4 protein-coding genes are annotated in these 13,950 nt (G+C 45.1%); all 4 read right to left on the reverse strand.

The window, feature by feature from the left end; translation table 11 throughout:
* Positions 1-4: 4 nt before the first annotated feature.
* Positions 5-4,468, reverse strand: coding sequence for an NPCBM/NEW2 domain-containing protein (locus tag AC1DLM_RS21780; RefSeq protein WP_477571164.1), 4,464 nt, complete (start codon positions 4,466-4,468; stop codon positions 5-7).
* A 36-nt stretch (positions 4,469-4,504) separates the two neighbouring features.
* Positions 4,505-6,301: an S-layer homology domain-containing protein gene (locus AC1DLM_RS21785; RefSeq protein WP_477571165.1), complete on the reverse strand. Its 1,797-nt coding sequence runs from the start codon at positions 6,299-6,301 to the stop codon at positions 4,505-4,507.
* A gap of 81 nt (positions 6,302-6,382) precedes the next feature.
* Positions 6,383-12,697, reverse strand: a complete 6,315-nt coding sequence (locus AC1DLM_RS21790) for a discoidin domain-containing protein (protein ID WP_477571166.1) — start codon at positions 12,695-12,697, stop codon at positions 6,383-6,385.
* Positions 12,698-12,844: 147 nt separating this feature from the next.
* A partial coding sequence (locus tag AC1DLM_RS21795; RefSeq protein ID WP_477571167.1) for an ABC transporter substrate-binding protein occupies positions 12,845-13,950 on the reverse strand: 1,106 nt, incomplete at its 5' end.

Raw genomic sequence — 13,950 nt, forward strand, 5'->3', positions numbered from 1 at the left:
TAAGTTATTGGATAATCAACTGTGCAATGCCTACTAAGTCGATAATATCGATCTTGCCGTCGCGATTGTAGTCGGCAGCTTTAATCTCATTCCAATCCGCACTCGTTGTATCCTTTCCGTAATATAAAGCTACTGTGCCCAAGTCACCAATATCGATGAAAGTGTCTTTATTGACATCTCCTGTCGAGAAGACTGTAATCATTTGTTGGTTAAAATGTTGAATGGCTTGGTTTAATACATTGGCCATCTCATCCAGCTGCTCCTGAGTAGACGCAGAATTCAAGTTTTTACTATTCGCAGCGTTGATAACGAGTAATAACGCTGCCTTAGCGTCTGCCGGAAATTGCCCGACATGGGCTCCCACAACGGCGCTATCATATACGGACTGCGCTGTATTCATGACAGCCAAAAGCTTTGTCTGATCAACGGTAAGAATAGAAACCAACAAATTAACTGTTGTAGACGCCATGGTTTGATCTAGCTCATTAGAAAGAGTAACATCAGTTAATTGGAAATTGGCTGTTACGGGTTGATGAATCGATTTCGCATGCCAATTGATCTTGAATACATCTCCGCTCGTTGTTAAAGCCCCTGCTGCTCCTTGGCTCGCAGCCGTAATTCGTATTAGGCCTGGTACATCCGTTTGGATTTGTTGCATTTCGAATCCAGATTTCAGCGAATCTACGGAAACATAGTCCATCAAACTGACATCATAGCTTACTATGAAATCTGCCGCATATACCGCGGAATGTACACTGTCTGACACATTGCTTAAGCCAAAATTGGTTGTGAAGGACGACCCTGCTTGAACGGTTGTCGGCCCCGTAAGGGCAGCTTCCAGTACATTGCTCTGCTGCGGTATTTGACCGCTAATTGTAATCGTCGTGGAACCTTGTACACCACTGCCGTCAGTAGCCGTCGCTACCACTTTTACGATCCCGTTCTTCTTGGCCGTAAGCAGACCATTTGTATTGATGATTGCTTTATCTGTTAGGGCTACGCCATCTGCTTCATAGACCGCCCATTTCACAGACTTGTTCGTCGCATTAGCAGGGAGCACCGAAGCTTGTAATTGAAGGCTTCCGTCCTTCACGATAATCGTCGACGTCGAACTTATGACTGCGATAGATAGTACATTATATGTGTTGTCCGTAACTGTAACGTTAGCTACAGCAGGTATGGCTGTGCCATCTACAGTTCCGTTTACACGAAAGGTACCAGCTGCTGCATACGCAGAAGCGTTAATCGGATTCCACTGGACCGATTTAGTGGCCGTTGTCGCATTGTTATATACAACTGTTACACTCGTAGGGAGTACTGGTGGCGCATAAGTAGCCGTAGCCACGCTAACTGGCATAACGCCAGAAATCACTGGTGTTGCTGCTTCAACAGTTAACTTCGCATCCGCCCAATCGCCGTGATCCTCGCTGTTTCCGTTGCCGGCATCAGTAACTTCTAATATAAGCGTTTTAAAACCTTTAACGTTTACCTTTACAAACTTGGCATCATCCGTTTCTTTCAACAAACTTCCGGAGTAAAGCGATTCAATCGTGTCATCGTTCTTCACTCCTGACACTTTAAACTGTATCGAACCGTTGTTGCTTCCTCCGTAAACTTCCTTATCTACGCCGATAAAGGCGGAGAAAGTTCCATAATTAGCGCCAGTAAGATCATACTTGACTGTTGAATTGGCATGGGTCCCAAGGCCTTTGGCAAAGGAAAGATTCTGATCTCCATTCTTCAATACGATCGCATTGCCGTCGATGCTCTTGTCGCGCTTAACTGTACTCCATCCGGATTGTGCACTTATCCAAGCCAAGTCGCTCAAATAGTCAACTTCAGGCAATTCTTMCTTCAATTCAGATTTACCTTCCGCAACTCTAAACGTCGCATTGGCCCAGCTTGCATGATCCTCGCTATTATCGCTATCGCTCTTATTAACAACCAGCTCCACGATGCTTGCGCCAGCTACACTGACATCGACCGGTTTAGCCACGTCGGTAACCTTCATTACACCGCTCGCAAATTTCTCTACGCCGTCTACAAGCACCTTGAATTCCACGTCAGCGTAAGACGGCGATTTGGCCATTTCTTGGTCGACCCCGACAAGAGCGGTAAAGGACTTATAATTTTTATCGGAAATGTCAAACATAATTCTCGACTCGGCATGTACGCCAAAGCCTTTCTCGTACGTTACAGCGCCGTTGCTGCCCATTAACTTTATCGCGATTCCATCCAGGCTTTTATCCTTCTTAACGGTTAACCAGCCTGAGGATGCGCTTAACCAGTTCAGATCACTCGCATAACGATCCACCAGCTCAAAGTTCAACGTATATACTTCTTGCGTCGCACCGCCGTCAGCTGTAGCTGTGATGGTCGTCGCGCCTGGCAAGCTATTAGCTGGGGTGATGACCAATTGGACGTCTTCAGACGCTTTGTCCACTGTAACGGTTGGAACTTCCAGGTTTTTTTCTCTCAAAACAGCCAGTGTCGCTACGCGATTCTCAGCATGAAGGCCTTTGACTGGCACTCCGTTCACTTTCACATTTTTAATCAGAGAAGGCAGTCTTTCCACTCTCCATAATTGACTGTCGCTTCCGGTAAACGTGTTTTGAACAACCGGATTTCCGTCAGCTGCAGAACCGTTGCTGTTTTCCAATGCCAACAGGCTGTTTACATTGGTGATTCTGAAGTAGCCATTGCCCACATTGGAGATGGCCCACTGCTGGTTGATGGCGGAAGGATCTGCAGCCGTTTCAGAATCTGTCCATTGAATGATTGCCTTCGCAGGCGATTTACTGGCGCCTGGAACATCCATAACTTGCCCGCTTAGCTTATTGGCAATCTTATATTTGCCCAGACCCAGATCGTCAATCACCCATTGCTGATCCAGCGCACCCGATTGGGTTCGCCCGGCAACAGCCGCTCCATTCGTCAAGGAATTGCCAACGCCCAATGCTTTGCCTGTCGCTTTATTGACGATGCGATACAACGTGTTGGCATCAAAGGAGTCAATCCCCGTCCGAGTTGGAGTTGCATTGGTGTAAGATCCGACTTCCAACTCGCCTGCAGCAGCGAAGCCGCCTACGGCCGAATTCACTTCCATTTTGACATAGCGTGCTGTTTGGGATGGGAAGGTCACACGTTTCATGGTCTTGTCCCCATCCCATGTGCCACTTTTAACCGAAGTGAAGTTCATACCGTCTTCACTCACATATAACGTGTACGAAGTAATCATGCCTTGTGCTAAATTTTGCGAAGGCAAGTAATTTAACATATTAATGTTGCTGTACGTGTATCCCAAATCCAGTGTAATGGATTGAGGCAGAGATCCGCTGGTTTGCCAAACAGTCTCAGAGTAAGTGCCTACATAATCCATAAGACCATCAATCACATTGCTCGCATTCCCGCTAGTAGCCGTTGCTGAATTAGCGGTAATCGGATGCTCCATCACGATTGGCTGTTGCGGCAGTGGAGGACGTGATTGATTCGGTGTCCAAGCTTGTCCGATCTGCGCTAATCGATTGACTACGTTATTATCCAACTCCCCATTCGGGTTCGGTGAAATGTTGAGCAAGAAGTTTGTATACCTCGGTTCCAAATAACCGAGATGATCCTGCACAATATTCTGCACGCTTGCCGGCTCTGTATTCGTCATCCAATTGTGCCAGAACCATTGATTGGAGACGAGCGGCATGCCCTGGTTAGCGGCAAACGTATTGTTGGAAGGTGCCCAAACGCCCTTAGGTTCTTCGAAATAAATGATGTCCTCATCCCATGGCTGCGTTTGTCCATTGTGATCCACAATAAGAATATTGGGCTGTAGGCGCTTGATCAATTCGCGAATTTCTTGGTAGGGAACTTCATTATGCCCCATCGCCCAAGCCCAGCCATCGATAATTAGAACAGGAATTTCGCCATAATTCGTTAACAATTCCGTTAATTGACCTTTTATGAATTCCATATCCGCTCTGCTGACGGAACCTTTTGCGATACCTTGCTGACGATCCCAGATAGAGAAGTATAGCCCCGGCAAAATTCCTTGCGCACGCATGGAATCTACATATTGCCTTACAATATCTTTCTTGTAGGAACTGTTCATCACGTTGTAATTGCCATATTTGGTTGGCCACAGGGCAAACCCGTCATGGTGCTTGGTCGTTAGAACCGTATATTTGATGCCTGCGGATTTGGCGGCTGTCGCCCATTGGTCCGTATTCACATGCTCAGGATTAAAAGAAAGTGGATCTTGTCCTGGCGTTACCCATTCCTGATCATGATAGGTTCCCATGTTATAGTGGATAAACATGCCAAACCTGAGGTCCACATAGTTTTTCTGATTCGTGTAACTATCATTTACCACTGGACTTGCTATATTTTGATTATTTGTAGTCGCAAACACGGGGGCCACTGAGACAAAAAGAAGCATAAATATAAGTCCTACGCATGTTGAAATCTTCTTACACAATTAATTCCCCTCCTTTTGAGGATTATTACTTATGGGCTAATTGATCAAATTCACATATTGAAGCACTCGTTTGATGATGACAGCCGCTTCAGCGCGAGTGGCTACATTTTGAGGTGCAAACGTCGTTTCTGTTTTGCCTTGAACCAATCCTTTGCCCACGGCATTTGCTACCGCGCTGCGAGCATAATCCGACACTAGGTCTTGATCAGCGAACGAAGTATTCGTCGAAGCCGCATTAGATGCTGATGTTCCTTGAACGAGCCCAGTCGCTTTCATCATCATCACGACCATCTGCTCTCTCGTAATCAGTTGATCCGGATTGAATCTGCCTTCGCCTACCCCTTCAACTAGACCGTACTTCGCTGCTGTACCTACCTCCGACGCATACCACTGTGTAGCAGCAACATCTGTAAATCCGGATGGTGTCGTTTCTGCCTGTAGCCCCAGTCCTCTTACAAGAAGTGCTGCAAACTGAGCCCGCGTCACTTGCATCTCCGGTGTATACGTGTGATCCGTTGTCCCGTTGATAATCATTTTGGAAGCTAAATCCTCAACATCCTTCTGTGCCCAATGACCAATCATATCGTCAAATGATTTCTTATTCTGAACGATAGCATACATACTGTTCGTGTTACGGATGATGGTTGCTTCTGTCTTACCGTTCTTCGTTGTGAACACAGATGGTACGAATTGCATTTCCCCCGTGATCGGGTCGTACACAACTGCAGTAGCCTTCGAAGGATCCTGAATGACACTATCTAATTGAACAACACGTGTTACAAAAGTGTTGCCAAAATTGTGGAACTCTTCTTCTTTATCCTTGGATTTCAGAATGATTTTGTAATCGATGACATCGCTTACTCGCTTCATACCATTCTCTGTGATGGATTGATCAAATTGCAGTTCATGCTGGCTTTTCGCTTTATCAATGCGAATGATGAGTGTTGCGCTAGCATCTGAACCGGTATTCGTACGAGCTTGGTCTAGTATCGAAATTGGCAAATTATACGTGCCTAAATGAGTGTGTATGGTCAAAATGGTTCCTTGATTATCTTTCAGACTGTTGCGTAAGATATCCAGTGGCAGTTCTACAGCGTTCGATGCACTAGTCCCTGGAATATCAAAATTAAGAACTGGATGATCCATACTGGTTGATGTGTGAAGATCTGCTAGTTTTTGAGTCAGTCTCTCACGATCGATAACTGCGGTTACCGATGTCCCGCCTCCCTCAGTCCGCATTTCTGATTCTTTGGGTACATATAGAGTCGGATCTTCTTTTGTCGGCCCTGGTCCTGGTCCTGGTCCTGCTCCTGCTCCTGCTCCTGCTCCTGCTCCTGGCCCTGATCCGGTGGTCTTTGCGTCAATCTGAATCGAAGCTTGATTGCTTAGCTGCCAAACAGTAGGCAATAATTGTGAAGTCACTGTCGTCATTTTTTGCAGACTTACGTTTGCCGATCCACTTTGAATAGCTTTGAATGACAACGTACACATACGAAGGTCGCCACTCTCACCTGCTACTTTACCCACTTTAGTCAAAGCGAAAGTAATTTGATTACCAGCATTTTGAACAACCTTATAACCCTCAAATGAGCCATTCGATTGATCTTTGTTGAATTCCAGTCGCGCTGCGTCATACGTTAATACAACTTCATATCCGTACAAATCCGTTACATTGTGACCTTGAATTGTAATGGTTACGTTCTCTCCTACCTTCACTTGAGAAACATTTGGCTCTGCTGTGAATGACGGAGTCCCTGCCCCTAGGGCCATTCCGATCGGTAATACCGTCAATAAAAGCATCCAGGTCATTAGTAATAAACCAACTTTGCGCATTTTGGCACACTCCTTCTTTAGTAGCATAGGAAACTGGAAAGAGAAAGGATTCTCCTTTCTCTTTCCAATTCATGTCATTTATTATTCTAAGATCAAACTAGCAATTTTCGTTAAATCGAGAATGTCGATCTTTCCGTCATGAACGACGTCTGCTGCTTTAGCCTTATTCCAATCCGCACTTCCTGTATGCATTCCGAAATATAAAGCTACTGTGCCTAAGTCTCCAATATTGATTAAATTGTCTTCATTGGCATCTCCTAGTGCGAAGACTGTAATCATTTGTTCGTTAAAGACTTGCACCGCTTGATTTAACACATTAGCTGCATTATCGATCTCTTGCTGCGTAGACGCAGAATTCGATTTGATCGTTTTGGCGATGGCAATAGCTTGGGCTAGCTCTGCCTTCTTACCAATTGGATATTGTCCGACATCGGATCCTTCTACCGCTTTATCATAGATGTTTTGCGCTATGTCGATAAGTGTCTGAAGCGTTGTCTTATTCACAGTTCCAACGGAAACCATTAAAGTAGTTAACTGGGAATCCACTTTTTGACCTAGTCCATTAGAAACAGCTACCTTCGTCAGTTCAAAGTTCAGCGGCAATGATGGCATATTCGGTTTCGCTGTCCAATTGATCTTGAATACATCTCCGCTTGTTGTTATAGCCCCCGCTGCTCCTTTGCTTGCAGCTATAATCCGAATTTCTCCTGGTACGTTTGTGATGGTCGGAATCAATTCATAATCAGAGCTTAACAAGTCCACAGATACATAATTAACGGCATTCACATCAAATTTCAGTTTCATATCAATCGCGTATACCGAAGAAGATTCGTTAGCAGACACGTTGTTTAAGCCAAAATTCGTAGAGAATGATGCGCCGGCTTGAACCTGATCTGGACCCGTAAGCGTTGCCTGCGGCACATTGGTCGGCAATGGTGTCTGGCCGCTAATGATTATATAATTAGAGCCTTGTATACCACTGCCGTCTGTAGCTGTTGCTACCACTTTCACAATTCCGTTCTTCTTCGCCGTAAGCAATCCATTGGCATCGATGATGGCTTTATCCGTTATGGATACGCCATCTGTTTCATAGACGGACCATGCCACTGACTTGTTCGTCGCATTGGCAGGGAGCACCGAAGCTTGCAATTGAAGGCTTCCATCCTTCACGGTAATCGTCGACGTCGAACTTGTGACTGCTATCGATAGTACGTTATACACGTTATCCGTAACCGTAACATTAGCTACAGCAGGTATGGCTGTGCCATTTACAGTTCCGTTCACACTAAAAGTACCAGCTACTGCATACGCAGAAGCGTTAATCGGATTCCACTGGACCGATTTAGTAGCCGTTGTATCATTGTTATAAACGACAGTCACATTCGCAGGAAGTACTGGCGGTGTATAGGTAGCCGTAGCCACGCTTACAGGCATAACTCCTGTAATTACTGGTGCTGCAATGGCTTCCCATTTCGCATATAGGGTGATATCTGTCGCTGGGATGGTATTAACTGTGAAATCCCATGCTGTTGTCAATGCTGCATTTTGGTACCAACCACCGAACGTAAATCCATTTTTCGTTGGAGCCTCTGGTGCAGTAATAGTAGAACCGGAAACGGCTCCGTATACAGAACGAACTTCACTGCCGCCGTTAGTGTTGAAACTCACTGTCGTACCTGTTTTAAAGAAGGAATAATCCCACTCCGCATACCATCTTGCACTAATGGTCCGGTTCTGAGCATTCAGATCGATCGGAAGCCATACGTATCTGGAATCCTTCAGATCACTTGGATACCAGCGATCGGCCATAAAAATAAATTTGTTCGGCACAAGATCGCCATTGCCATCCCGGAAAGGCAGAACATGCGTGCTTTGGCTTTCATGTGTCGTGTGTTTCCAGTCATCCACAAACGGATCGCCTTTATGTTCCCATGGGCCGAATATGCCATTTGTCGCCACATGATATTCCGCTTGGTTCGGGTCCCAACCTGACTGTCCGGATGTAATCATGTAATAGACACCATCCTGCTTGAACATCGCCGGCGCTTCTCTGTACCACGGGAAAGCTCTCACATAATGAGTACCTTCCACAGACTGGCCGTTCGCATTCGTAGCCGGACCCGTGTAGTCATCATTCAGCATCGTGATGACAGTCCGCTCGTTCCCTTCGGATGCATAAATCAGATAAGCCTTGTCATCCGTCGCATCATTGCCGTCATCGTCTACAAACAGCGTCATGTCGCGAAGCATGCCTTCTCCTTCGCTGCCACCCCATCCATTATTCGGCAATCGGAACGTGCCGAGATACTTGAATGGACCCGCTGGCGAATCACTGATTGCAACGCCGCCTGCCGCCGTCCAATACTTACCGGCGATCGGCCCGTCTTGATGCCACCACATCACATATTTATCCGTTTTCTTGTTGTAAACGACTTTTGGACGTTCAACAACTTTATCCCAGTTGAAATCTTTATACATCTCTTGCTTCTCTGCATTTGTTTTGTCCGCATACAAGGCATTAAGCTCAGCTATGCGTTCAGGTGAATTATGTTTGCTTAACGAATTGACCGGCGATTTCATCGAACGTGTGTAATCGCCATTTCGATCCGTGATATTGACAACTCGATTAGGATCGAATGGAACTCCGCTGTTCTTGTAAGTCTCAGAATTCTCATCCAAGTACAGTGGCAGGTTTCCGCCAGACAATACATCTTCGCCTAGTTGCGGGTTGTTGAATACCGGCAATACAACCCCTTCATTTTTCCAATTGTACAGATCTTTCGAAGAGTACGCGTGAACGCCTGTTACCGGTACATAACCCGAGCCAACATTATTTTCCGTTTTGTCTTCGCCATACCAGTAATACGTTTTGTTCTTCTCGTTGTACAGAATGCCACCGCCATGAGCCTGAATTGGGACACCGTCTCCATCCAGCCACACTTCACCGCTCTTAATGGAATCTGTTTGACCTATCGTCGCGTATAAATTGTACATATCTTGCAGAACCTTGGTGTAGTAAGCAATACTTTCCTTCGTCAAATCGCTAATCGTACCGATCGCTCCAATTTGATTTTCAATCGTGGATGCTACTTTCTGACTAATACTCGAAGCTGTCCGCAATTGAGTAATCGCATTTGTCAAACTGCTTGTATCAAAAGCCGCTCTTTGCTTCTGACTAACTGAGATTTCTGCTGCACTCAACGTATTCCCGTCTCCGCCAGTGGTTATCGCCTGAATAGCAATATACCTCGCCTTGTTCGAATTGAACGTAGCTGTCTGAACACTTCCGCTTGAAGCATCCCAAACCCCATTCGCCACAAAAGTGAAGTGCTCATTCAAGTAAGCTTGCGTGCCGCTAACCGATACATTCGTTAAATCTTCATCGCTGTAGTAAACCTTGAATTGTTTAAATCTACCGTTTGCTTTATCTTGCCTTGGTGTAATCGTGATCTTGCCAACATCAGCTTTGCTCTGACCCAGATCTATGATCAAATAATCTCCTGATGTGTATTTTCTTCCATTCGATGCCCAATTTGTCTCATAATAAGTCGAATTGTTGTTATCCAGCATGAGACTGGCAGGATTCGAGGAATAAGCTTCTGGCGCATAAAAAACCTTAATACCAGTGATTTTTTGTTCATCGACTTGGAGATTTGCGATCTCCGCTGTAATTTTTCCAGCCTGTTTCACAATTCCTTCCTGCGTAGCGGTTGCGCTACTCAGCAGTGCAGTACCCTGCGTAAGAAGTGATTGCAAATTAACCAAATAGGAAGGATCTTTCGTAAAGCCATTCATAAAAGTAGTTGCAGTTGCCATCGCTCCTATGAGGCTGGACTTATCCATTGTAAAACCAGCCATGCTAAAGATATTGATTTCTGCCGCTGATGCATACTGCTTGCCAGTATCACTTTTCGATTCAAGTGCCGTAAATTTTAAATAAGTAGCACCATGCGGGCTGAAGGTTGCTGTCTTTTCCAATCTGTCCGCATCCCATGCCCCTTCTGCGACCTTCGTATAAGCGACGCCATCCGTGCTAACGGAAATTTCATACTTGGTCACTACACCATTCCAATCTGAATCTTGTCTAGGCACATAGCTCAGCTTGTATACACCGTCATAAGCCTTGCCAAGATTATAAGTAATCGCGTGCGGAAGTGGTGTATACGTTCCATCATAGGCCGTATGCCATTTCGTTCCGGTGTCTCCATCCAACGTCTTACTTGATGATTCACCGGAGGCTGAACTTGTTGACGATGACGTCATTTGGCTTTGCGGGATTCGTCCAATCKGGCTGTAACGGAGGTTATATTCCGTAGCCAGACTGCCTGCCATCTTCGAAATATCTTCCTGTGTTACGTTGACCGTATCACGAACTGTCTTAGCTTGGTTCACTAACGCTTGCAAAGCAGTCAACTCTGGATTTGTAGTAAGCAGCGCCTCTGCACTAGTAATTGCTCTGTTTAGCATGGCTTTATCTACGGTAAACCCTGGCTTTCTCACGATATTGATTTCAGCAGCCGATCCGAACTGTGTACCAGATCCGTTATTGGACTGAATGACTGTGAACTTCACATAGGAAGCGCTTACTGCCGAGAAAGTGGCCGTTTTTTCTGACTTGTCGTTACTCCATGTGCCTTCGGCAACTTTCGTGAAATTCGTGCCGTCTGTGCTGACAGCGACTTCATATTTGGTTGCAACACCGTTGAAACTACTATCCTGTCTAGGCAAGTATTTCAACTGGTAAATATCGTTATAAGTTGTTCCATTCGTTTTATCCAATTTATAAATGACAGAGTGGGGAGCTGGAGCTGGCGTGCCTGACCAAGCAGAGTGCCAATTGGATCCCGTATTGCCATCTAACGTTTTTTCTGGTCCTTCCCCTGAGGCAGCGCTGGTTGCCGTTACACTCATCTGGCTTTGAGGAATAACGGTGCTGCTCGTATACGAGGCGCCGTCAATAACGAACGTTGTAATTGATTTCGCTCCAACAGTTGCGCGCAATGTGTTATTCATAACCGGAAGACTTCCCTGCTGGACCACGTTTTCCGTAGCGGAAGAAACATAAGGTGTGGCATTCCCGGTGATCGAATCAAACTTTGACATGTTTAAGGAGATGTCTTGGCTGCTCGTATTCGAATTTCGATATACAACATAGATTTTATTCTGTATAGGGTCATAGGCCGATAATGTGTTGTCATTGTTATCAGCAATAAATCTCGAACCTTGCGGGATAAATTTGCTGAATTGCGCCATCGCGTAATATTTTTTCCCGTAATACCAATCTTGTGTATCAAAATCTGCGTGAAGGAGACCCCAGTTCATGTTTTCCTTCTGCATATTTTTCTCGCTCTCAATAGCTTGCCAAAGGACCCAAGCCTTAGGTTCAAGCCAAGTAATATCCGTCATTATTCTTTCGGCTAATGCCAATGCCGGTTCAAAATCATCGTGATTGTGAGCAACGCCAGAAGGACCCAAATCCACTTCAGACATCCATAACGGCTTGCCAGCAGATTTAGCGGCATCTCTCACAGCAGTTCGATTTGATCCACTATACGTGTGGGTATTCATTTGTCCAATGTTAGCCTTAGTTGTAGCATCATAAGAGTTCCAATTGGTCATAAATGTATCTACACTTGTCTCGTCCATGGCCGAAATCTGAACAGATTGCAGCCCTTTGTCATTGAGCTTGGCGCGAGTGGCATTAATAATTTTGGCTTGAGAAGCCGTATCCCAATGAGAACCTTCTTGTCCCCCGCCAAATCCCCAATAATTCGTGTTCGGCTCATTCACCGGGGAGAGTGTGTTGAAATGTGTCCCCTCCGCATCGAAATGTTCGACAACTTTCGCCAAATATTCAGCAAAATTGTCATACTCTGTCGATTTCAAGTTATCTTTCCAAGCATCTGTATGACCAGTCGTACTGCCACTGACCGTCATATAGTAGGGAGCAGAATTGGAGAACGCTTCCAATTTATTTGCTCCTCTTGCTTTTGCAGCTTGGAGCCACCAGCGTTGATTCGCATCTTGCGTCCAATCGTACACGCCTGCGGATGGCGAGAACCCAGGCACTTCTCCACCTTGACGCATCGTCTCGTAAGCTGGATTTTCACCGCCGCCAATGTTGTATCTGGCAATATTAAAATTCAAACCTTGAGGCGAATAGAGGGCATCCGCCAATGCATTTCGCTTGGCGTCTGGCCAACCTCCTGTTACATTCCCAAACCAAGCTAATGCAGTTCCCCACCCATCCCATGCTTGTTGCATATTACTAGGGTCTAACGTGATAGCAGTCGTAGCAGCACTGGCCTTCTGAGCAGTTAATCCATAAAACACAGGTGAAACTAAAGTAAAAGCAAGACAAGAAGCAAATATTCTTTTTCCAACTTTTCTAGTCATCCATACAACCCCCTTTTAAATAGCCTAAATGTTATAACCATAATTTGGAAACGCTTACCGATTTATTCAAAAAAAAAGAGAACTAATTMCCTAAATGATAGGAGAGGAGGTGTCTATCCACACACACATCCCTCTCCCTTTTAAAACCTACTTACTTGCTCTTGCTTTCGTCCAATTGTTATTTAGGTCATTAGATATCTTATCCAACGCAGTACCGCCCATCATTTCTTGACCAAGCTTCTTCCAATCCAACTGAATGGCATTCACATATTTATTGAAGTTCTCTCCACCTGGACGATAGTTGAATTCTTCAAATTTGTTCGTTTTGTAGAAATCATTCAAGAATGGAACATCCGCTTTAACGCCATCCATCACGGAATTCGATTGCTTTTTATTGACATAGAATGTGTAAGCATCTGAGCCGAACATCCACTCTTGGAACTTTTTAGCCGCTTCTTTATTCTTGGATTTATTGTTAATTCCGAAGAAGTTATCCGTAAACGTCATCACTTTCAACGGCTCCGTCTCCGAATGACGTGCAGGCAATGGGAATGCTGCCAAATCATCAATATTGCCTACCTTCGCTTGATATTGCGGTAAGTACCATAATCCGGCAGCGATCACAGCTGCTTTTTTCGCTTCAAACAATCCTGTTGCTTGATCATTGCTTAAGCCTAACGGATCTGCGCCCATGACTTTGGCATCATACAACTTCTGAATATCACTATAGGCTTGATAGAATGGTGTACCTTTATCAAAAGGTTTGTCCATTGCGGCAATTTTGTCATAATAGTTCTCATCGCCTGATGCCAACATTGGCATGAACTCATTAAACGGATAATTCGGCCAGGAGTCTTTACCGCCCATTGCATAAGGTTGATACTTTCCGGCTTTTTTAATCGTCGTTAATGCGCTTACAAACTGTTCCCACGTTGTAGGTACACTCAAGTTCAACTCTTTAAACACACTCGGATGATAGTAAACAAGTTCAGGGAAAGAAATCATCGGCAACGCAAGAACTTTACCATCTACTGCGAACTGCTTTGCTTTCGTATTTTTGGACGTTACGCTTAAATCATCTAGTGGAAGGAGTTCAGCTTTAAAGTCATTGATGAAATTAGGCTTGAGCTCAATAATATCTGGTAATTCATTCGCTGCTAGTCTTACTTTCATTGCTTGCAAATAGTCGCCATCACTTTTGAACGTTTCGACTTCCATTTTCACGTTAGGCATCACATTCGAGAACTCTTTCA

The sequence above is a fragment of the Paenibacillus sp. 01T442 genome (assembly GCF_056398345.1).